This is a genomic window from Haloplanus salinarum, assembly GCF_024498175.1.
In the GTDB taxonomy this organism is placed as follows: Archaea; Halobacteriota; Halobacteria; order Halobacteriales; family Haloferacaceae; genus Haloplanus; species Haloplanus salinarum.
The window spans coordinates 2,016,860-2,037,321 of sequence record NZ_CP101823.1 but is presented as its reverse complement, the minus strand read 5'-3'; the positions used below and the strand labels follow the sequence as shown (position 1 = coordinate 2,037,321).

Genomic DNA, 20,462 nt, shown 5'->3' with positions numbered 1-20,462 from the left:
ATGTTATCCCTGGTTGGATGCGGTCGAAACGTACCGCACCTCGGGGTCGAGGCGCGGCTGGTCGTTCGGTCGGACGGCCGGACGGAAGCGCAGGAGGCGCTGGTCCGGGCCCGGCAGCGAGCCCTTCACGAGCGCGTACGGCCCGTCGACCTCGCCGTAGTTGACGAAGCCGCCGTCGACGGACGGCTCGTCGCCGTCACCCATGTCGATCAGGCGCTTGTTGAGTTCCGTCCGCTGGTGGTACCCCGTCTGTCCCTGCTGGGGCACCGTCGAGCGCACGCGGGACGGGTTCCACGGACCGAGGTTGCCGATCCGTCGGCGCCATCCCTGGCGGGCGTGTTTGCCCTTCCGCTTCTGGACGCCCCAGCGCTTGACCGGGCCCTGGGTACCCTTCCCCTTCGTGATGCCGCTCGCGTCCATGAACTCGCCGGCGCGGAACACGTCGGACATGTCGTGTTCGCCGCCGTCCTCGAGCAGTTCGAGCCCGAAGTCGAGGCGTTCGTGGACCGAGCCGCCGCCGACGCGCGTCTCCATCACGTCGGGCTTTTTCTTCGGGACGTTCGCCAGTTCGCTCGGCACCGTGTGCGTGATCATCCGGAGGTCGTCGACCGCACCGCTCTCGACGGCCTCGCGGAGCGCGTCGGCGTCCGCCTCGAAGCTGTCTTCGGCCGGCAGGTCGAGCGTGCGGTCGAGTTCCGGGTGGAACTCGTCGGTCCACACTTCGGTTGTCGGCTTCAGTCCGTACGACGTGTCTTCGTAGGCTCGCAGGGCGACTGCCCGCATCGGTGGCGTCTCGACGACGGTCACCGGGACCGACTCTTCCATCCCCTCGCGGGGGGAGTTGGCCTCGTCGTTGACCATGACGACGTGGGTCATGCCGGCCTTGTAGCCGGCGAAGCCCTGCAGCGCGGGGGCGCCGTCGTCGTCGGGCCACGAGCGAATACGCGGGACTTCACTGGTCGCGCGCTTGCGCGGACCGAATCCCATCGAGCCTTTTCGTGGTCTGCTTGGTTGTGGCATGGATTTACTCCGTGAGTGTCAGGGGCGCGAGCGACGCGAACATCGCCTCCTCGGTTCGCACCGTCTCGCTCCCCTGCCGCGGAATCGTATTCAGCCAGAGGTCGAACCCCGGTCCGGGTTCGACGTCCGTGTCGCCGGCGGCGGACTCCGCCGCACCGGCGACGTCCTCGACCGATACGTCGAGGATGCTCGGAAGCCCTCGCCCGGGCGCGCCGAAGGCGACGGTCATGTCGCCCCGGCGCCCGGCCATGTCGGCCAATCGGTCGACCGACAGCGCCGTCCCGTGGCGGGACGTCGCGATGCGAAGTCCCGCGTCGGGACGGGCCAGCGCTTCCGACAGGTCCGCGCGCCGAACCGCGAACCCCGGCGGGGGTTCGTCGACGATTCGGGCGCGGACCGGTTCTCTCGAAGAGATCCTGATGGCGACGCGCTCTCCTTCGCTCGCCTCCATCCCGTCGGGGAGGAGGAGGGAGATCGGGTGTTGCAGTGCGCAATTGACCCGAACGCGGCCGTCAGGTCCGACCTCGGTCACGATTCCTTCTTGCAACGACCCCGGACGGTCAGGTCCGGAGCCGGTCCGTGACGAGACGCGGAGGGGCGGCAACACGCCGGCGTACTCCAGTTCGTCCCGACGCCCCCACGCCTCCTTTCGGAGGTACGGGGGCGTGGCGGCGTACCGAAGCACGACCTCGACGAACCCGCCTCCCCATCGGCGCTCGCCGTCCCCGTCGGGGAAGACGACCAGCCGATCCGCCCGGAACACCGTCGCCGCACGGGCGACGTAACCGAGTTTGCGAGTTGCCTCGCGTTTGTCCTCGGCTTCCCGGACGAGGGAAGACGGCACGAGCACGCTGAGCGTCATGCCGGGCCTTTCCGCGTCACGTCACTAGACTGTGCAGTTCGTACCGCATCCTCCGGTAAAAGGGTAGCGAAAGCTCGAGCGGGCTGTGACGGCGTCACACGCCCCGAAACGGCGATTCGTGGCACCCTCTCACGTGCGGACGATCACCACGCCCGCCCTCGGTTGGGCGCGATTTCGGAACCCTTAATAATCCGTCCCCAGTTCGTACAAATGCGAAGGGCGCTGGTAGTGTAGTGGTATCACGTGACCTTGCCATGGTCACAACCCGGGTTCAAATCCCGGCCAGCGCATTTTCGGACTCCAACGAAACGACGAGCGAAGCGAGTCGTTTCCGCAGTCCGAAAACTCCTCCTGCGGATTCGAATCAGGGAGTGGAGCGAGCGTCGCGAGCGAAACGACCGTGGTTCAAATCCCAGCCAGCGCATTTCCGTCGACGCCGACCGGTGAGCGTCTCGGGATGGCGAACGCCGTCGCCGTGAGCCAGCGAGCCGCGTTGCGAGGCGAAAGCGTCTCCTGCGGATTTGAGGTAGAGAACCGCGAGCATAGCGAGCGGTTCGGGGAGTTCGAACCCCCCAGCGAACCTCCGTGGGTGCGGGGGAACGACGACTCTTCGGCCCCGCCGCCGGCTCCGACGGTGACGAACCCTTATACCGATCACTCCACGAACGGGGGGCATGGATCGGCGTGCGTTTCTCGTTGCCGCGGGGGCGGGACTGGCCGGATGTGGATCGACAGGGACGGCGCCCGACACCGGGACGCCGACGGGGACGGCGTCGTCGACGGCGACGGGGACACCGACCGCCACGCCGACGGCGACCCCCACGCGCACGCCGCCGGAGCAGCGCTATCGGCCCCAGTTGCTCGACGTGGCCCTGGTCTCGACGTGGAGCGAACCCGGCGACCTGGCGGCGAACCGGATCGCCCGGCTCCCCCGGGGGCAGCCCGCCGTCGTCGCCTTTCGCTACCGCCTCCGCGTCCCCTCGGGGACGATCAACCTCAAGGAGGGCGTCGACGTCCTCGCGGACGACGACCTGGTCGTCCGTCGCAACCGGGACATGGACCGGACGGTCGACACGGCGGGACTCTACACCTGGGAGGACGCGATGACCTTCGAGACGGACGACTGGCCGGCCGGCCGCCTGACCGCGTCGGTGGCCATCGGCGAACTCCAGTTACACCGGACGTCCGATCCCCGCACCGCGACGTTCGACCTCGTCGCGTGACGCGGACGGGACCACCGCTGGGCTTTTTTGCCGGTGGCGCCTACCAACGGCGATGGAACAGTCGGTCGTGATCGACGATGAGTGACGGCGCGGACCGGGCGTCCACGGTCGGCGGGGACGAGCGGTTCGAGCAGGTGCTCGACCGGATACTCGACGGGGTGTTCGCCCTCGACACCGAGTGGCGGTTCACGTATCTGAACGAGCGGGCCCGCGAACTCGTCCACGACGCCGTCGGCGAGGCGGACGCGGCCGAAGAACTCGTTGGACGGACCCTCTGGGAGGTGTTTCCGGACGCCCGCGGCACGACCTTCGAGGAGCGATACCGGAAGGCGATGCGGACGGGCGAGTCCGTCACCTTCGACGAGTATTACGCCCCGCTCGACGTCTGGTTCGAGGTCCGCGCGTACCCCTCGGCGACGGGACTCACGGTCTGCTTTCGCGACGTCACGGAGCGTCGCCGCCGCCGCGAGGAACTCGAGTTCCGCGAGGCGACCCTCCGGGAGATGTACGACGTCGTCGCCGACCGGGAGTCGTCGTTCGAGGCGCGGGTGGACGACCTCCTGCGGATCGGTCAGCGGGTCTTCGGAACCGACTACGCCACCCTCTCGCGCGTGCAGACTCTCGTTAGCGTAGCTCGGTGAACCAAATTCGTCTCGCCGACGGAAAAGGAGGGATTTATCAATCGTGCATCCGTCGAATTAGTCGCAGGCAAGATGCCACCCGGCGCGTGGTCGGGTCGGGCGTCGAGCGTCAACGAAGCTCGGTTGGTGTAGTCCGGCCAATCATGTTGGCCTTTCGAGCCGACGACCAGGGTTCGAATCCCTGACCGAGCATGATTCTGAACGAAGTGAGTGACGACGCACGCGCAGGAACGGAATTTGAACCACGCGAGAGTGCGATAGCGAGTCTCGCAATCGGGTTCGGATCCCCCACCGAGCATTACCTGAATTGAGGCGCTAAGGCCCCTTCCTCAACGAGCGACCGAAGGGAGCGAGTAGGGAGGGGATACAGCGCCGCACGGCTCTCAAACACGTTCGTCGCTCGGCCCACAGGCCCACACAATCGCAACGATTTAGTACGTTTTTTGCATAACTTATGGTGTGGCAACGCGCAAGACCATCTCTATCCGCGACGACCAAGAGGAGTGGATTCAGGAGAACCACCTGAGTCTGTCCTCGTTCGTCCAAGAGAAACTTGACGAACTCATCGAAGAACGCTCGTGAACTACAACTACAGGTATCGACTCCGACCGTCCGACGCTCTCGAAGAGCAGTTATCGTGGACTGTCGATACCTGTAGACAGGTCTACAACCACTTCCTTCACCGACTCAACCGAACCGACGATACTTCGGCATACAGCGAGCAAAAACTCTTGCCAAGTCTCAAGAAGTGGTGGAACGACCTGAAACAAGTTCACTCAAAGGTCCTTCAGAAAGTCGTGCAACGGCTGTACGACAACCTCTCGACGCTTCGCGGTCGCAAAGAGAACGGCTACCGCGTCGGGACGCTCAAGTGGAAAGCGCCGGGCGAGTACCGCAGTTTCACCTACAGTCAATCCGGCTTCAAGCTCAAGAACACGAGCGGTCGGACAAAACTGTGGCTCTCGAAACTCGGAGAAATCCCGCTCACCTTCCACCGCGACCTCCCCGACGGCGCCGAGATTAAGACCGTCACCGTCAAGCAAGAACCGACCGGAAAGTGGCACGCTATCCTCGGCGTCGAAACCCCGGACGACCCGCCTGCGAAACCGGAGAATCCCGAGAAGTGCGTCGGTATCGACGTGGGGATTCTCAAGTACGCCCACGACACAGACGGAACCGCCGTTGAATCACTTGACCTCTCAGACGAGCGCGAACGGTTGGAACGCGCACAGCGCGGCCTCTCGCGGAAGGAACACGGTTCCTCGAATTGGGAGCAACAGCGCCGTGTCGTGGCTGAACGCCACGCCGAATTGAAGAACAAGCGCCGCGACTTCTTGCACAAACTCTCGACCTACTACGCCCGAGAGTACGACCTCGTGGCGGTTGAGGACTTGGACGCGAAGGGGTTGGTCGAACTGCCGGGCAACTCTCGAAACCGCGCAGGAGCGGCGTGGGGGACGTTCCTTCGGATGCTCGAATACAAGTGCGAACGCGAGGGAACGCACTTCGTCGCCGTGAATCCACGCGGAACGACGAAAGAGTGCGCGTCCTGCGGCGTTTCGACCGAGAAACCGCTGTGGGTGCGCGAACACTCCTGTCCTGCCTGCGGGTTTGAGGCAGATAGAGATGCGAACGCGGCGTGGAACATTCTTTCTCGCGGCAGGAAGCGGTTAGGAGCGGGGCGCTCCGAATCAACGCCTGTGGAGACTGCGCTCCCTGTGGATACGTCCGTATCTGCAAAGCGCGTCGTGGAAACAGGAAGCCCCTCCCTCAAGCGCGAGCCGTCAGGCGAGCGGTAGGGTGGGGTAGTTCACTGCGAGCGAACGTACGTGCGCCCGGTTCCGCAATGGACGCCGACGAGCGTCGGCGAGCGCGTCGTTCGGGGACCGGACCGATCGCCACGGGGAGTGAATTTATCAATCAACCGGTACAGTATACGGTACGCGACCGCCACGGTGCGTTCGGTCGGAATCCTGTGCCGGAGCGACCGCCGCTGGGTCGGACCACTCATGTCCATACAGAAGCCCCAACGCCGCGAACGCCGACGTCCCGATCGGCTGTCGAGAGACACCGTCTTCTCGATCCTGAGCAACCAGCGACGGCGGCACGTGCTCCGCTATCTCGACCGGAACCGGGGATCGGCGTCGCTCCGTGACCTCGCCGAGCGGATCGCCGCGTGGGAGAACGACGTGCCGGTGTCCGAGGTCGACTACAAACAGCGCAAGCGCGTCTACACGTCGCTCCACCAGACCCACCTGCCGAAACTCGACGAGGCCGGGATCGTCGAGTACGATCGGAACCGGGGGACGATCACTCTCGCCGACCGGGCCGCCGACCTGGAGCCATATCTGGCGACCCCGGACGAGCGGGACGTCCCGTGGTGGGCGTGCTATCTCGGCCTCTCGGCGCTCGCCGCCTGCCTCGTCGCGGCGGCGTGGCTCGGCGTCGTGTCGGGGCTGACCGCCGCGGGTCTGATCGTGGCCCTCTTTGCCGTCGTCGCCGGCGCCAACGCGTATCTCGCGCGCCGTGACCGGATCGACGGGGACGCGGTGGCGGACGCCGACTAGTTCAGCCAGTCGTCGGGTTTCGTGTCGTAGTCGATGTCGTTGGCGGCGATGCGCTCCTCGAGGTCCGGGTCGAGGTCGTGGGTCTCGAACCGCTCCCCGTCGTATCGGATGCGCTTGCCCACCTCCGTCGGCGTCGGTTCGCGGTTGCGCCGCCGGGCGATCTCGAGTTCGTGCTCGTCGTACCGCTTGACGATGGTCATCAGGTTCACCGGCCGTCCCCACAGTTCGTAGGTGCGTTCGAGCACGCGCTTTGCCTGTTCGACGTCGAGGTCGATGCCGTTGTACCGGTGGCCGAGGAGCAGTTCGTTGCGGTTGTCGAAGTTGCCGTCGTAGACGGCGACGGTCGGTTTCCCGAAGTTGGTGAACTGCAGGAGGAGTTTCTTTTTCACGTCCTCGGGATCGTCCGAGGCGACGCGGAAGTCGTCGGTCGCCCGCGAGTACTCGTAGGTGAAGTAGTCGTTCTCGGCCACGAACTCCTCGGAGAGGAACGCGTCGATGAAGGTCACGTCGTTGTGGCTCTCCCGGAGTTCGCGCATCCGCCGCCAGCCGGCCTCGTAATCGACGTCGTCGAGGGCCGCCTCGACGTCGTCGTACTTCGCGTCGTCGAACATGTACCGCGCCAGCCGTTCGAGTTCCGACCGCCGAATCCGGCCGAGGAACCCCCTGTTCTGCGGTTTCGACAGCGAGAAGTGACGCTCGGCCAGCCCCGCGGTCGTGAGCACCTTCCAGGGGTATCGCTCCACGTCGACTTCGCCCGCTCGTGCCCGTTCCAGGGCCTCGGCGTCGATCCGCGGATCGTCGGGATCGAGGTCGGCGAGCGAGTCGGCCGTGATCGAGGCGACGGCCGGGTCCGGCGCCAGCAGCGATTCGACCGCTTCGAAGTCGATCACGTCGTGGAAGTTCCGCCAGGTGATCCCCTCGACGCGGAGGAGGTGATCGACCACCTCGCGGCGGTTGGTCACGTTCTCGACGAACTCCCAGAGTTCCTTCCCGAGTTTGTAGGGGTTGAGTCCGGGCGCCCCGAGGACGCGGGCCATGTGGTCGGCGTAGGTGACGAACTCGTCGTCGGCGGCGAAGCCCTCGTCGCTCATCATCAGCGACTCCCAGAAGCTGGCCCACCCCTCGTTGAGCACCTTCGTCATCTTCTGGCCGGCGAAGTAGTACGCCTCCGTCCGGAGGATGTCGAGGACGTCCGTCTGCCAGGGTTCGAACGGCTCGGCCTTGCCCGACTCCTCGTCGAACCGCTGGCCGTGTTCGAGGAGGTAGGCGAGCACGTCCGTGTGGGGGTCTTCGAGTCGGGCGTCCGTCCGTTCGGACTCGGCCAGGTCGTCCAGCCACTCCTCGTCGAAGGCGTGGCGGCGCACGTCCTCGGAGACGTCGAGGTCGTCGAGGCGCTCCCTGAGATCGGGCGGGGCGTCGCTCTCGCGGCGCTCGTCGGCGCGCGCGAACGCGCGGTGTTGGTCGATGGTGTCCTCCAGACAGAGGACCGCGTCGATGAACCGCTCGACCTCGTCGCGGTCGATCGCGGGGTCCTCGACGTAGCCGGCGATGGTCTCGGCGTGGCGTTCGAGCATGGCCGCGGCGTCGGGATCGGCGTGCTCGTCGTCCCGGTCCTGGCCGTCGCCGAACAGCCCGAACCACTCGTTGTTCGCGAAGAAGTCGGCGTGAGCCTCGACGTGCGTGATGACCGCCTTCTGGTCGGCCAGCGAGTTCGACTCCTGCAGGAAGGCGTGAGCGGGATTGTCGTTGTTGACGATCTCGAAGGCCTTCCCCATGCCGAACTGGTCTTGCTTGCGCTGGCGGTCGTAGGCCATCCCCCACCGCCAGTGGGGGTAACGTCGCTGGAACCCGCCGTAGGCGATGAGTTCGTTCATCTCGTCGTGGTCGACGATCCAGTAGTTGACCGGATACGGATCGAGGCCGAGTTTCCGCGCCAGCGCCGCGGCTTCCTCGACCGGTTCCGCGAGTCGGCTCGCCTCCCGTCGTGCGTCGATGCGGTCGTCTCTCATTGGTCCTCCGAGCTCAGGATCTCGTAGATGGCGTCGGTCACGTCCGCCGCGTCGGCGACGTACGTGACGACGACGCCGTCGTGGTCCTCGAACGCGCGTTCGACCTCCTCGGCGTGGGTAGCGTTGATCGCCGTCCCGCCCGGCTGGGTCTCGACGTACGCGTGCAGGTTCGCCGGAATCCCCTCCATCAGGGGGACGACGTTCTCCCGGGTGTCGTTGCTGGAGTTCTCCGAGTCGCCGGCGGCGAAGACGTAGCGGTTCCACTCCGCCCAGGGGTACCGCTCCTCTAAGATCTCCGCGGCGAGTTCGTACGCCGAGGAGATGCGGGTTCCCCCGCCCGACCGGATGCCGAAGAAGTCCCCTCGGTCCACTTCCCACGCCTCCGCGTCGTGGGCGATGTAGACGAACTCCGCGCGGTCGTACTTGCCGGTGAGATACCAGTCCAGCGGCGTGAACGTCCGCTCGACGAGTTCGCGTTTCCCCTCGCGCATGCTCCCCGACACGTCGCGGATGTTCACCACGACCACGTTCTTCTCCGTCTGCTCGATCACCTCGGGGTGGCGGTAGCGCTCGTCCTCGCGGCGGAAGGGCACCTCCCGGAGCCCCTCACGACGGATGCGTTCGAGGGTCGTGGTCCGCTCGACGTTCTCGGCCATCTCCTCGAAACTCTCCCATCGCCCGCGCTCGTCGTCGGGGATCGAGTCCCACCGGTCCCCGATCCAGGCCCGCGAGACGAGGACGTTCTCCTCGCGACACCACCGGAACACCTCGTCGGGGGTGGCCCCGTCGACGCGCATGGCCTCGCGGACGAACTCCTCGTCGAAGTCCATCGCCAGCTTTCGCTTCAACCCCCGCTTGAACAGGCGCTCGAAGTCGAGCGTGCTGTTCGGCCCCGCGCGGGTGAGTTCGGTGAAGTCGCCCTCGACTTCCTCGATCACTTCCTTGCCCTTCGGCTCCAGGTCGAGGCCGAGCTCCTCGTCGAGTTCTTGGGCGAACTCCTCGGGGTCCATCTCGTAGTACTCGTGGTCGGCGCCCTCCTCGCCGGGGTCGCCGTCCTCGTCGCCCTCGCCGTCAGCGTCGTCCGGCGTCGGTCCCTCGACCGGCTGGCCGACGTCGGGCGTGCCGTCCTGCCCCTGCCCGACACCGCCGCGGTCCCGGGGATCGTAGGCGAACTCCGGCAGGTCGACCACCTTGATCGGCACCCGGATGCTCTCCGGGCCGCTCCCCCCCAGGTCGCCGTAGCGGATGAACTCCTCTAGGTCCTCCCGGCGCCGTTCGCCGACCTCGCGGAACCGTTCGAGGTCCTCCCTCAGTCCCATCGGTAGCCCACCTCCCGCATCACCTTCCGCCCCGTCAGCTCCGCCGAGGCGGCCGAGTAGCCGTGATCCTGCAGGTGAGTCAGGGTGCGCTCCTTGAGCCGCTCGGTCTCGGTGCCCGACGGCGGGTCCGTCCACTGCGCGGGATCGAAGTCGTCGAACAGCCGCTTCACGTCGCTCCAGTCGTGGGCGTCGAGCACCGCCCGGATGACCGGGATGTCGGCCACGTCGACGTTCTCGATGGCGAAGTCCTCGTCCCGGTTCTCCCAGGCGTAGCGGTTGATCGCCGTGATGACCTTCTCGCGACGGAACTCCTCGACCCGGTCGGCCGGTCGGTCGCCGTCGTACGCGCTCGCGCCGAACCGCCCCAGATGCTCGGTCTCGAACACCTTCATCAACAGGGGGTCGGGATCGACGGGGCCGCGTTCGGCCTCGACCTGCTCGTCGTTCGCCCAGGCGAAGACGTGTTCGACGTACTCCGCGACCGTCTCCTCGTCGACGGCCTTGTCGGCGAGCAGCGCGTCGAGGACGTCCGCCTCCTGTCGGTCGAAGACGTAGCTTTTGACGACCGCGAGACGGTTCTCGTACTCGGCGGCCTCGGCCCGCGAGAAGACCGGCGCGTCGTTCAGTCCCTCGGCCATCGCGTCCAGGATGTCGTCGGGCATGACGACCCGCTCGACCGGCAGGTCCGGATGGTGTCGGTCGGCGTCGGTCTGGAGCAGGTCCGCGATCACGTCGCGGGTGTAGGTGACGGGAACCCCGTGGCTCCCGTCGTCGCCGTCGAAGTCGTACTCGTCGGCCTCGATCCGCTCGTCGTCCTCCCGGAGGTAGCCCTGATCGAAGAGCAGGGCCTTCTCGACGAGCGTCCGGTTCCCGGGGATGTCCTCGCCGTCCAACCGGGTGACGACGCTGTACAGCGCGGCCGCCTCGACGGCGTGCGGGGCGAGTTCGCGCTCGACGACGCCGTCGTCGTCGCGGGTCGACAGCGTCAGGCCCTCGCGGACCCGCGATTCGAGGTCGGCGTACCCCTCCGCCTCCCAGACGGCCGTCTCCGCCGTCAGCTCTCGGCGGATCAACTCGGCCTCCAGCGAGAGGTTGGTGAGGTAGCCGAACTCGTGTTTGTCGAGGCGCCGCTTCAGCGCCTTGAGCGGGTCACGGCCGTTCCGGTCGGCGTACTGATCGAGTTCGACGTCGAGGTCGGGGTTCGAGATGATGAGCAGCTGTGTGTCGATGTCCATCCCGATGCCCTTGTCGAGTTTCACCCGTCCCTCGTCGGGGACGTTCAGGAGCTTCCGCAGCAGGTCGGCGTGCTGGGAGGCGTCCTCGACGACCGTCAGCAGGCCGTTGCCCTGCGAGAGGACGCCGTCGTAGGAGAACGCCTGCGGGTTCTTCCGCCCCCGGGAGTCGAGTTCGCGGAGCATCCCGGGCATCCACGAACCGACCAGTCGCTCCTTGGGCGAGCCGTCGTCCTCGGAGTGGAGGACGCCGATGCCCCGCCCCACGTCGACGACGTAGTTTTTGACCCGGAGGTGTCGCGGGTCGGTGATCGAGGAGAACAGGTTGGTGCCGCCCGCCCGCCGGTAGCGCTCCTCCAGGTGGTCGTAGGCCTCCCGGCAGAAGGGATCGAGGTCGGTCTCGATCCGGATCGGGATGTGACTCCCCGCGTTCAGGTCGTCGAGTATCGACGCCCGCACCTCGGGGGGAAACACCGAGAGCGGGTGGGACTGGACGGGGCTCTCGTACCAGTCGTCCTCGCGGTCGACCCCGTCGCCGTAGCTGAGGCCTCGCTCCTCGCTACCGCTGGCGACGTTCCACTCGACGGTGTACCGGCGCCCGGCCTCGGTCTTCGAGTACTCCCGGAGGCCGTTGATGAGACACCGCTTGAGTTCCGACTTGCCGGTCGCGGTCGGCCCGTCGAACCAGATGATCTTCTCGCGTTTCCCTCGGTCCGCGGCGATGGTCCGGAGGTCGTCGACGAAGCCGTTCAACACCTCGGTGTTGCCGAGGACGGCGTGTTCCCCGTCGTTGGCGGGGTCGTCGAAGAAGCGGTAGCGCTCCCGCCGCTTCCCCTCCTCGATGACCGTCCGGGAACCCATCGATTCGATGGCTTCGAGCAGGTACTTCGGGGCGTGGGAGGCGATGGAGGGCCGCTCCATCGCCGTCTCCACGTACGCCTCGAGGCTCATCGGCTCCTCGTAGGCGCCGGAGAGCGCCTCGTCGCCCGCGCGGATGTACTCGCCCGTCATCCTTCCAGTTCGCTCTTTGCGACCTCCGCACCGGCGAACTCCAGGACCTCGGTGGCGCCCTCGCGGGAGTATCCCTGTTCGATGAGCGCGTCGACCCACGCGCTCCGCTCGTCGTCGTCGAGTTCGTTCGCCGATACGAGCGCCGAGAAGTTGATGTTGTGTTTCTTGTCCTCCCAGAGCTTTCGCTCCAGGGCGCGCCGCAGGCGGTCGTTGTCCTGCGGGTCGAACCCCTCGCCCTCGCGGGCGCGACGACTCACCCAGTTGGACACTTCCTGTCGGAAGTCGTCCTTGCGGTCGCTAGGGATGTCCAACTTCTCCTCGACGGATCGCAGGAACGTCTCGTCGGGTTCCTGCTCGCGCCCGGTCAACTCGTCGGTCACCGTGGCGTCGTCGATGTAGGCCATGACGTGGTCCATGTACTTCTCGCCCTGCCGCCGGATCTCGTCCACGTCGTAGGCGAGCGCATGGCGCACGTCCTCGATGGCCCGCTCCTTGTACTCCTCGCGGACGAGTTCGAGGTAGCGGTGGTACCGGTCGACGTTCTCCTCGGGGATCGAGCCGTGGTTCTCGAGGTTGCGCTCGAAGTGGGTGAACACCGAGAGCGGCGAGAGGTAACCCCGGCCGCGGTGGGTGGCATCCATGATGGCCTCGGCGATCTCGTCGCCGATGAACCGCGCGGAGACGCCGTCCATGCCCTCGGCGATGTCGGCCTTTCGCTCACCCTCCTCCCGGAGTTTCTTGACGTCGACGTCGTCGGCCTCGTCGATCTCGCCGTTGTACGCCTTGGCCTTCTGGACGAGCGTGACGTTCTCGCCGTCGGGTTCGGTGATCCGGGTGAGGACGCCGAACAGCCCCGCCATCTCCATGGCGTGGGGCTCGATGTGCATGTCGGGCACGTCGGCGTTCCGGAGCATCTTCCGGTAGATCTCGGCCTCCTCGCTGTACTCCAACACGTACGGGAAGTCGATGCGCTTGGTGCGGTCGTTGAACGCCTCCATCTTCTCGTCGCCCTTCTTGTCCCGGTACTCGGGCATGTTGGTGCGGCCGACGATCACCTGGTCGATGTCGATCCGGGGGTTGTTCTTGGGCTTGATCGTCTGCTCCTGGGAGGCATGGAGGAAGTCGTAGAGGAACTCCCGCTGGAGCTTCAGGAGTTCCTCCCCGCTGAACAGCCCGCGGTTGGCGTTACAGAACGCTCCGGAGTAATCGAAGGCCCGGGGGTCGCTCTCGCCGTAGATGGCGATCTTCGAGTAGTTGACGTCCCCCGTCAACTCCGTTTCGTCCTGGTTTTTCTTGTCCTTCGGCTCGAAGGTCTCGACGCACTGGCGTTTGTTCTCGGAGGCGACCAGCCGGACGATCTCGACGTGGTTGTCGAGGACGGCCTTCAGGTCGTCGTCGTAGTGGGCCAGCAGGCGATCCATGTAGAACTCGCTGGCCGGGTCGAGCGACTGCTCGTTCCGGATCGTGTACGGTGCCTCCAGCGCCCCGTTCAGGCGTTCGAGCACCCGATCGCGTTGCTCCTGTGGGAGGAGCACGAGGGGGTCCTGGTTCATCGGCGAGACGACGGTGTCGTCCGCGGGGTCCTGATCGCGGACGATGTCACAGAGGTTGGTCCACCGGAAGGTGTACATCCGGCCGTCGTCGTTCATGGTGTAGTCCTCGAAGTAGCGCCGGACCATCCAGTCGAAGTGGGACTTTCCGGAGCCGACGGGCCCGAGCAACAGTTTGATGCGTTTCTCCGGGCCGAGCCCCCGGGCACCGCTTTTCACCTTGTTGACGAACTCGTGGATCGACTCGTGGACCTCCCGGCCGTAGAAGGTGTTCTCCCCGTCGTGCAACGGGTCCTCCGAGGCCATGAGGTACTCCACCACGCCGGCGTCCTCGTCGTACTCCGTCCCGTAGTAGTCGAACATGTCGGCGACACGCTGGTGGGAGTTACGGGCGATCCGCGGATGGTCGTACACCTCGTCCAGATACCAGTCGAAGCGCTTCGCTTCGCGGAGGTCCGCGGGAACCGATTCCTTGTAGTGCTGGCTGAGGTCTTCGAGGGTTTCCTTCGTCATTGTCTCGTCGTGTCTCGGGCCCGAGGACCGGCGTCACGTCCCCCGACGCGTGTGGTATGGCTACTTCTACCACGCCCCGGTCGCGACCACGGGGTGCGTGCGTTGACTCCAGGGGACGCCGGACGGCGGGGGCGGTCGACCAGTCCGCTGGTAACCGAGACTATAAACCATGTCAGGAGTACACACGGATAAGTCTTGCTGGGATCCCGGGTAATCGGCCGGATCGAAACCGTGCCCCGTCGTGCGACCGACTACAGTCTGGCGTAGCGCGTGGCGCCCCAGGCCGCCACGGTGACGCCGACGACGAACGCGCCGAGCGTCGCGAGCAGCGGTCGCGGCGCCAGCGTGGGGCCGCCGAGGAAGGGTCCGCGGACGACGAGATACCCCGCGCCGAGCGTCACGACGAGTCCCAGGGCGCCGACGACGCCGGCCACGAGCTTGACGACCGAACTCACGTCGGTCGGTCACCCTCACTCATCGGCGGATCGTAAAGTCCGATTCGCCGTCCGGTTTCTCGTAACTCACGTCGACGTCCCGGACGTCGGCGGCGGGACTGCCGGTGTGACACCACTCGATCATCGACTCGACTGCCGCCTCCTCGCCCTCGAAGACGGCCTCGACGCGTCCGTCGCTCAGGTTGCGCACCCAGCCGTCGACGTCCCTGGCTCGCGCGGCGTCCCGGGTGTTCGCACGGTAGTACACACCCTGGACCCGTCCCGAGACGAAGACGCGGGCCCGCACTCGCTCGCTCATGGTGGTTCGTTCGTGATCCACCGATAAAAACCCGAAGCGTGCGACCCGGGACCGTGCTGGCCGCCGACAACACTACGCCCGCCGGCCGACCTAGGGGGACGTATGTATCGAACCATCCTGGTGCCCACGGACGGAAGCGACGCTTCGGCGGCGGCGGTCGATCACGCGGTGGATCTGGCCGACCGATACGACGCCCGCATCCACGCGCTGTACGTCGTCGACAGCGGGTCGTACGGCGTCCTCGGGGAGAGTACGCCGACGGTCGTCGAGGCGTTGCACGAGGAGGGATCGCGGGCCGTGTCGGCGGTCGCGGAGGCGGCCGCCGACGCGGGCGTCGAGGCCGACACGGCCGTCGTCGAGGGGGCCGTCCACCGATCGATCCTCGACTACGCCGAGGAGGCCGAGGCCGACCTGATCGTGATGGGGACCCACGGCCGACAGGGCATCGACCGATACCTGCTCGGAAGCGTCACCGAACGGATCGTCCGGTCGTCCCCGCTTCCCGTGCTCACCGTCCGGTCGGCGGACGACTCATACGGATTATCGTAACTGTTCACCGGTGGTTCGCCGGACCGTCTCGGCGAACCACCGGTAACGACGTACAATAAACAGTATCATAACCACGGGGCGCGGGACTCCTCCTCGACGGGGAACGGCGAGGGGCGACCCTCGTCCTCGGCGGGGGCGTCGGCGTCCTCGTCGGCGACCTCCGGTGACCCCTCCGGGGCCGGATCCTCGTCTCCGGCGTCCGCGTCGTCCTCCGCCGGGGCACGGCCGGGGTCGAAGGAGAACAGGGCCGTCACACAGAGGACGCCGAGCGCCACGGGCGCTTCGGTGGGCATCAGGCCCAACACGGAGAGCGCCAGCATGCCGAGGGCGACGGCGCTCCCGAACCGGAACAGATCGAGGTCGACCGATTCCTGCAGCACCGGTCCGAGCGCCGCGATCAGCATGGCGAAGCCGACGCCGACGCCGGCGGCGGCGACCCCGCGGACGACGAGGCCGGGATCGGCCACGAACGTCACGGACGCCCCCGCAGGCTGGAGGCTGGCGATCAGCCCCAGGCCGATGATGACCGCCGGCCGGGGGAGGTATTCGCCGACGCGCGCGCTCGCCGTCTTGGCCGCGACGGTCAGGATGACCAACCCGGCGAACCGCTCGAAGACCGCCATGTCGATGAGACTCTGGACGGTCGGCGCCAGCGCGGCCTCCACGGCCGCCGCCGGGAGGAGGACGAGCGCCAGCAGCGCGATGGCACGCACGCGCTCGCGGGGCGAGCCGTCCATCTCGGCGAGGACGACGGCGACGGTGGCCGAGCCACCGAAGATGAGCAGGCCGGTCTCGAGGATGCCGAACGGATAGGTGAGCGCCCCCGCCAGGATCAGCGCGGGAAAGATCCCGTCGATCAGCGGGAGCATCATCACCGTCGCGAGGAGCTTCGTCGCACCACCGACGCGTCGCTCGAGGCGGAGTGCGATCGGGTGTTGAGAGACGCTCATGCCACGCTAGCGGCCGTAACCATCGGCCGACCGGTGGTGTAACGCCCGCGACCTATCGGGTCGGTCGGAGACGTTCGCGTCGGTTCCGAAGCGTTTGAAATTCGCCAGCGCTGTAAAGATGCCGGAGTTCTCGACGGAACTCGTCCGGGCGGCAGTGCGCGTGGCGATGGAACGCTTCGAAGCCATAGGCGTAAGTGGGGCCACGGCGGTATTAAACGTTGCGTGGGACGGGGCCCCACGACCGTCGACGGCACCGATCCGGCCGTCGCGGTGCCTCCCTACCCGTCCAGTCGGCGGGCCAGCGACACGGCTCGGTCCTCACTCCCCTCGACGACGACGGCCGTCGTCACGCCGTCGTCCTCCCAGTAGACCACGGCGGCGTCGCGGACCGTCGTCACGTTCGCCTCGTGGCCGTCCACGGTCACGCGGGTGGCGTTCTCGCCCGACCGATCGAACTCGCGGTCCGCCGTCGTCGAGACGACGGTCACGTCGTCGCCGTCGTCGCGGTACCGCTGGGCGACGTTGGTGCCTGCGGCCCGCGTGAGGACCGTCGCGTTGCGGAACTCGGCGTCCAGCCGCGGCAGGTCGAGGCTCGTGTTCGCCTGCGCCGCGCCGAAGGCGTCGTAGCGCTCGACCGAAGCGACCGAGAGGCGGTCGCCCGGCGGGTCGAAGGTGCTGTCGTGGACGCTCGCGTTGAACCGCGTCTCGCGGTAGTCGATCACCGTGGTGTTCGTCCCGTCCTCGGTCTCGACCCGCAGAAGCCGCGAGTCGTCGACGGCGACCCAGACGGTCGCCGTGGTCGTCGCCGACGGGTCGTCCGGGCGCACCTCGACGACGTGGGCGTCCGTCCCGTCGTCGCTCCCGCGGCGCAGGTACGTGGCGCTCAGGTTCGCCTCGTCGGCGGACCGGTTCGTGGGGTCGAGGGTCGACGAGGCGTTCCCGACGGGTTCGACGCCGGCCACGCGGCCGGCCGCGCCGCGCTCCACGGCGACGCTCCGATTGGGGCCGACGTACCAGGCGACCGTCTCGTTGACGCCGGTCCGGTAGGTGACGTTCTGGCCCGCGACGACGGTCCGAGACCGGTTACCCGCGGCGGCGAACTCGACGGTCGACGTGCGGTTCGCGCTCCCGTTGTCGACGGTCACGTTCGCCGTCACGACGACGGTGTCCGCGGCCGCGTACCGGTCCCGCGTGTCGTTGAGCACCGACTCGCCCGAGGGCTGCCCGTCGTCGGTGCCGGTCGTCGCGGCGCCCGCCACGGCCACCAGGGCGACTACCGCGACGACCAGAAGCGCCAGGCGGCGCCACTCGCCGAGTGTCGGTCGCATGACTGCTAGTACGCCCGGATCTCAAAGAAGGTTCCCCCGGCCGTATCGAAGCCGCTATGTCGACGGCGGCCCCGCCCGACGACGTGACCCGACTCGCTGCCCACCACTTCGGCGTGACCGTCTCCGACCTAGATCGTGCGGTCGAGTTCTACGGCGACACCCTGGGGCTCGGCGACCCCGAGCGGTTCAGCGTCTCGGGGGAAGCCTTTGCCGACGCCGTCGACGTCGACGGCGCCACCGGGCGGTTCGCCCACTTCGACGCCGGCGGCGCCCGGATCGAACTCGTCGAGTACGACCCCGAGGGTCCCGACGCCTCCGGCGGGACCGTGAACCGCCCCGGGGCCAAACACCTCGGCCTCTCCGTCGAGGACCTCGACGCCTTCTACGCCGGCCTCGACCCCGCCGTCACCACCCTCAGCGAACCCCGAACGACCGAGAGCGGGACGCGCATCCTCTTCGTTCGGGATCCGGAGGGGAACCTCGTCGAGGTGCTCGAAGCCTGAGACACGTTTGCCAAAAGACGTATTCCAGCGAGGCGGCTAGCTGGTCCCCGTAGCACAGGCACACATCATGCCCGACCACCATCGCGGCCCCCGACGGCGGCGTATCGCCGAATCTCCCTCGAGCGGCCGTAACACGGCCCTCCCTCCAGCGGCGACGGAGGTGTCCCGTCGGCCATGATCGGGACCGATCCCCCGGCCTCCTGGGACGACGACCGGGACGCGTACGTGGCCGACTTCGACGCCGAGGGCCTCCCGCCGAGCATCGCCGTCGCCGAGGCGCTCGATGTGGCCCGCGAGGGGAGCGACCGACCGCTGTTCGACTACGTCGATCCCGACGCGCTGGACGCGCTCGTGACCGACTCGGGCCCCTCGATGAGCGTAACCTTCGGGGTCGAGGAGATGCGGGTCACCGTCCACGCCGACGGCCGCGTCTTCGTCCGACCGTCCTGACGCCGACGGCTACGCCTTCGGTTCGATCTTCCCGGCGAACGTCTGTCGGTGGATCGTCCCGTCACGGACGACGAACGTGTCGGTGCAGAACTCGTAGTCGTTCTCTGGGGTCTCCCCGTTCCAGACGATGTACGCGTACTCGTCCTCGACGGTCTTCCGTTCGAGGTCGATCCGCGAGCCCTCCTGGGAGAACTCCTCGAACAGATCGGCGAACAGGCCCTCGATCTCGTCGAGCCCCCGGAACGTCCCGACGTTGGTGATGACGACGGACTCGTCCGTGTAGTCCGCGAGCGTCTCGTCGAGATCCTGTGCGGTGAAGGCGTCGAGGTGGTGGTCCAGCACGTCTTCGGTCGTTGTCATCGGTGTAACACCGGCTACCCGTTTCGGGCACACTATCATGAACGTTACCCGTAGACGGGCCGGGCGGGGTCACCCGCCGAAGTAGATGACTGCGAACCCGAGCGCCGCGGCGAGGAGGATAAACACCATCATGTATTCGAAGAGACCGTCCGGCGTCGTCAACGATGGAAGGTTCATACGGCGTCGTTCGACACCCCGGTTCAAGACGTTAACGCTCGCCGAGCGGTCGGCCGACAGAGCTAATTGGCCGCCGGCCCTCCCTTTCACCGAATGTCCGTGACCCGACGGGGACTCCTGGCGGCCGCGGCGCTCGCCCAGTCCTCCATCCTCGCGGGGTGTTTCGACGGCTCCAACGGTACGACCGCCGACGACGGATCGAACGCCGACGGCGGGTCGACTGCGGCGGCAACGGGGACCCCCGAACCGACCGGGACGAACGCGACAGAGACGGCGACGGCGACGGCGACGCCGGTGGCCCACGCCGACCTCGCGGGCGCTACGGCCGACGTCGTCGCGGAGTTCGAGTGGTTCCGCACGGAGTATCCGGCGGCCATCCGCGGACTCCGAACGCGGGTCAACCGGGTGCTCGGCGCCATCGGCGACGCCGAGACCGCCGACGAGGCGACCCAGTCCCACGTGACGGCGCTGCGGGAGGCGACCACGACCGTCGCCGACTACGTGCGGTCGAGCCTCGTCGATCACTTCGTCGTCGACGCCGCGCTCCGGCGTGGCGACAACGTTTACGTCCGTGACTTCGAGCGGGGCGTCACCCGGAACGACGAGGAACTACAGCGGCGGGCGCTCTCCAGTGCCCGGGTGTTCTACCAGCGGGCCATCTCGACGGAGTACGTCGAGAACGCGTTCTCCCGGCGGCCGATCTACGGGCCACTGTACGACACCTTGGTCCCGGGCGGGGACGACCGGGTCGTCGCGCTCGTGAGCGCCGACGACGACTTCGTCACCTGGTCCCATCCGGACCGCACCGAGTCGACGGCCGGCGACGGGATCGACCGGCACACCCACGAGTTCCCGAGCGGGCACCGGACCTACACCCACGCACACGCCCACTCCCCCCCGCATCCGGTCGGCGATCACGAGAACGAACCGCAGTACAACGAACTGTACGCTGTCGGCGAGGACGGTACCGTGGCTCTCCTCGAGGACACGGTCGACTACCGCGAGCGACTCGACGACTTCGAACCGGTCCTCACCGACCTCTTCGGCCCGGTCCGATCACCGAGTCGGACGGCCGGCGTCACGATGCTGATCGACACGGTCGACGCGGGGTTCGACGCCGAACCGCTGTACGTCGAACGGTTCGCCTCCCCCGAGGTCGCCCGGTCGGCCGTCGCGTCGGCCGATGACGGCCCCGTGACCGCGTCCGGCACCGCCACCTTCGCCGGGCGGCCGTGGGACCGCGTGCTCTACGAGATCGACGGCACCACCGTCTACGCCTACCGCATCCGCGCCGGCGCGGCGGTCGTCACCGCGCTCCCGTCCGACGTGCCGTGGGAGCGCCGGCCGGAGTGGGCCGCCAGCCTGCGTGGCACCTGGCTCGACACCCCGCCCGCGGACGCGTAACCGTCCGCCCCGTTTTATCAGCGCGGGTGTCGAGTCGGCGG

Annotated in this window: 20 protein-coding genes and 2 tRNA genes; 11 read left to right on the top strand and 11 right to left on the bottom strand. The window is 67.3% G+C overall.

The window, feature by feature from the left end; translation table 11 throughout:
* Positions 1–3: 3 nt before the first annotated feature.
* On the bottom strand, positions 4–1,020 hold the full coding sequence (locus NO364_RS10550; RefSeq protein ID WP_157690820.1) for a 50S ribosomal protein L3: 1,017 nt from the start codon (positions 1,018–1,020) through the stop codon (positions 4–6).
* A gap of 4 nt (positions 1,021–1,024) precedes the next feature.
* A complete protein-coding gene (locus NO364_RS10545; RefSeq protein ID WP_257627480.1) occupies positions 1,025–1,882 on the bottom strand; it encodes a putative RNA uridine N3 methyltransferase in 858 nt (285 codons plus the stop codon).
* Between the two features lie 219 nt (positions 1,883–2,101).
* On the opposite strand from NO364_RS10545, the gene NO364_RS10540 reads away from it, so the two are divergent.
* The 7 genes from NO364_RS10540 (at position 2,102) to NO364_RS10510 (ending at position 6,313) form a co-directional block, all read left to right on the top strand.
* Positions 2,102–2,172, top strand: a tRNA-Gly gene (locus NO364_RS10540).
* A 384-nt stretch (positions 2,173–2,556) separates the two neighbouring features.
* Entirely contained in the window at positions 2,557–3,105 is a 549-nt protein-coding gene (locus tag NO364_RS10535) for a hypothetical protein (protein WP_157690822.1), read from the top strand.
* A gap of 77 nt (positions 3,106–3,182) precedes the next feature.
* Positions 3,183–3,746, top strand: a complete 564-nt coding sequence (locus NO364_RS10530; RefSeq protein ID WP_257627479.1) for a PAS domain-containing protein — start codon at positions 3,183–3,185, stop codon at positions 3,744–3,746.
* Between the two features lie 117 nt (positions 3,747–3,863).
* Positions 3,864–3,938, top strand: a tRNA-Glu gene (locus NO364_RS10525).
* Positions 3,939–4,205: 267 nt separating this feature from the next.
* Complete coding sequence (locus NO364_RS10520) at positions 4,206–4,328, top strand: hypothetical protein (RefSeq protein WP_255594979.1); 123 nt, start codon at positions 4,206–4,208, stop codon at positions 4,326–4,328.
* Positions 4,325–5,545, top strand: coding sequence for an RNA-guided endonuclease InsQ/TnpB family protein (locus NO364_RS10515; protein WP_157690824.1), 1,221 nt, complete (start codon positions 4,325–4,327; stop codon positions 5,543–5,545). The genes NO364_RS10520 and NO364_RS10515 overlap by 4 nt, the downstream gene beginning before the upstream one ends.
* A 210-nt stretch (positions 5,546–5,755) precedes the next feature.
* Positions 5,756–6,313, top strand: a complete 558-nt coding sequence (locus NO364_RS10510) for a DUF7344 domain-containing protein (RefSeq protein ID WP_157690825.1) — start codon at positions 5,756–5,758, stop codon at positions 6,311–6,313.
* On the opposite strand, the gene NO364_RS10505 is transcribed toward NO364_RS10510, so the two are convergent.
* The 6 genes from NO364_RS10505 to NO364_RS10480 all read right to left on the bottom strand — a co-directional run bounded on the left by NO364_RS10505 (position 6,310) and on the right by NO364_RS10480 (position 14,700).
* Entirely contained in the window at positions 6,310–8,322 is a 2,013-nt protein-coding gene (locus tag NO364_RS10505) for a SpoVR family protein (protein ID WP_157690826.1), read from the bottom strand. The genes NO364_RS10510 and NO364_RS10505 overlap by 4 nt on opposite strands.
* A complete protein-coding gene (locus NO364_RS10500) occupies positions 8,319–9,641 on the bottom strand; it encodes a YeaH/YhbH family protein (protein WP_157690827.1) in 1,323 nt (440 codons plus the stop codon). The genes NO364_RS10505 and NO364_RS10500 overlap by 4 nt, the downstream gene beginning before the upstream one ends.
* On the bottom strand, positions 9,632–11,884 hold the full coding sequence (locus NO364_RS10495; RefSeq protein WP_257627478.1) for a PrkA family serine protein kinase: 2,253 nt from the start codon (positions 11,882–11,884) through the stop codon (positions 9,632–9,634). Before NO364_RS10495 ends, NO364_RS10500 begins: the two co-directional genes overlap by 10 nt.
* Entirely contained in the window at positions 11,881–13,947 is a 2,067-nt protein-coding gene (locus NO364_RS10490; protein WP_157690829.1) for a PrkA family serine protein kinase, read from the bottom strand. Before NO364_RS10490 ends, NO364_RS10495 begins: the two co-directional genes overlap by 4 nt.
* Before the next feature lie 251 nt (positions 13,948–14,198).
* The gene (locus NO364_RS10485; protein ID WP_157690830.1) at positions 14,199–14,402 is read right to left on the bottom strand and encodes a DUF8132 family protein; all 204 of its coding nucleotides are present in this window, start codon (positions 14,400–14,402) and stop codon (positions 14,199–14,201) included.
* A gap of 19 nt (positions 14,403–14,421) precedes the next feature.
* Complete coding sequence (locus NO364_RS10480) at positions 14,422–14,700, bottom strand: acylphosphatase (protein ID WP_157690831.1); 279 nt, start codon at positions 14,698–14,700, stop codon at positions 14,422–14,424.
* 102 nt (positions 14,701–14,802) lie between these two features.
* On the opposite strand from NO364_RS10480, the gene NO364_RS10475 reads away from it, so the two are divergent.
* On the top strand, positions 14,803–15,249 hold the full coding sequence (locus tag NO364_RS10475; RefSeq protein ID WP_157690832.1) for a universal stress protein: 447 nt from the start codon (positions 14,803–14,805) through the stop codon (positions 15,247–15,249).
* Positions 15,250–15,314: 65 nt separating this feature from the next.
* On the opposite strand, the gene NO364_RS10470 is transcribed toward NO364_RS10475, so the two are convergent.
* Positions 15,315–16,199: a DUF5794 domain-containing protein gene (locus NO364_RS10470; protein ID WP_257627477.1), complete on the bottom strand. Its 885-nt coding sequence runs from the start codon at positions 16,197–16,199 to the stop codon at positions 15,315–15,317.
* Between the two features lie 278 nt (positions 16,200–16,477).
* Positions 16,478–17,527, bottom strand: a complete 1,050-nt coding sequence (locus NO364_RS10465; protein ID WP_257627476.1) for a LolA family protein — start codon at positions 17,525–17,527, stop codon at positions 16,478–16,480.
* A gap of 83 nt (positions 17,528–17,610) precedes the next feature.
* Between NO364_RS10465 and NO364_RS10460 the strand changes: the two genes are divergently transcribed.
* Entirely contained in the window at positions 17,611–18,030 is a 420-nt protein-coding gene (locus NO364_RS10460) for a VOC family protein (protein ID WP_157690835.1), read from the top strand.
* A gap of 174 nt (positions 18,031–18,204) precedes the next feature.
* Positions 18,205–18,480 (top strand): HalOD1 output domain-containing protein, encoded by a 276-nt coding sequence (locus NO364_RS10455; RefSeq protein ID WP_257627475.1) that lies wholly within the window; start codon positions 18,205–18,207, stop codon positions 18,478–18,480.
* A gap of 9 nt (positions 18,481–18,489) precedes the next feature.
* Here NO364_RS10455 and NO364_RS10450 read toward each other — a convergent pair whose 3' ends face one another.
* Positions 18,490–18,840 carry a nuclear transport factor 2 family protein gene (locus tag NO364_RS10450; protein ID WP_157690837.1) on the bottom strand — a complete coding sequence of 117 codons (351 nt, stop codon included), beginning with the start codon at positions 18,838–18,840 and terminating at the stop codon, positions 18,490–18,492.
* Positions 18,841–19,110: 270 nt separating this feature from the next.
* Here NO364_RS10450 and NO364_RS10445 point away from each other — a divergent pair, with 270 nt between their 5' ends.
* Positions 19,111–20,421, top strand: coding sequence for a hypothetical protein (locus NO364_RS10445; RefSeq protein WP_257627474.1), 1,311 nt, complete (start codon positions 19,111–19,113; stop codon positions 20,419–20,421).
* The last annotated feature ends 41 nt before the right edge of the window (positions 20,422–20,462 follow it).

Bases quoted from the DNA above. Each gene is read 5' to 3' on its own strand.
- NO364_RS10550 (WP_157690820.1), bottom strand. From the start codon at position 1,020: ATGCCACAACCAAGCAGACCACGAAAAGGCTCGATGGGATTCGGTCCG.
- NO364_RS10545 (WP_257627480.1), bottom strand. From the start codon at position 1,882: ATGACGCTCAGCGTGCTCGTGCCGTCTTCCCTCGTCCGGGAAGCCGAG.
- NO364_RS10535 (WP_157690822.1), top strand. From the start codon at position 2,557: ATGGATCGGCGTGCGTTTCTCGTTGCCGCGGGGGCGGGACTGGCCGGA.
- NO364_RS10530 (WP_257627479.1), top strand. From the start codon at position 3,183: ATGAGTGACGGCGCGGACCGGGCGTCCACGGTCGGCGGGGACGAGCGG.
- NO364_RS10510 (WP_157690825.1), top strand. From the start codon at position 5,756: ATGTCCATACAGAAGCCCCAACGCCGCGAACGCCGACGTCCCGATCGG.
- NO364_RS10505 (WP_157690826.1), bottom strand. From the start codon at position 8,322: ATGAGAGACGACCGCATCGACGCACGACGGGAGGCGAGCCGACTCGCG.
- NO364_RS10500 (WP_157690827.1), bottom strand. From the start codon at position 9,641: ATGGGACTGAGGGAGGACCTCGAACGGTTCCGCGAGGTCGGCGAACGG.
- NO364_RS10495 (WP_257627478.1), bottom strand. From the start codon at position 11,884: ATGACGGGCGAGTACATCCGCGCGGGCGACGAGGCGCTCTCCGGCGCC.
- NO364_RS10490 (WP_157690829.1), bottom strand. From the start codon at position 13,947: ATGACGAAGGAAACCCTCGAAGACCTCAGCCAGCACTACAAGGAATCG.
- NO364_RS10480 (WP_157690831.1), bottom strand. From the start codon at position 14,700: ATGAGCGAGCGAGTGCGGGCCCGCGTCTTCGTCTCGGGACGGGTCCAG.
- NO364_RS10475 (WP_157690832.1), top strand. From the start codon at position 14,803: ATGTATCGAACCATCCTGGTGCCCACGGACGGAAGCGACGCTTCGGCG.
- NO364_RS10470 (WP_257627477.1), bottom strand. From the start codon at position 16,199: ATGAGCGTCTCTCAACACCCGATCGCACTCCGCCTCGAGCGACGCGTC.
- NO364_RS10465 (WP_257627476.1), bottom strand. From the start codon at position 17,527: ATGCGACCGACACTCGGCGAGTGGCGCCGCCTGGCGCTTCTGGTCGTC.
- NO364_RS10455 (WP_257627475.1), top strand. From the start codon at position 18,205: ATGATCGGGACCGATCCCCCGGCCTCCTGGGACGACGACCGGGACGCG.
- NO364_RS10450 (WP_157690837.1), bottom strand. From the start codon at position 18,840: ATGACAACGACCGAAGACGTGCTGGACCACCACCTCGACGCCTTCACC.
- NO364_RS10445 (WP_257627474.1), top strand. From the start codon at position 19,111: ATGTCCGTGACCCGACGGGGACTCCTGGCGGCCGCGGCGCTCGCCCAG.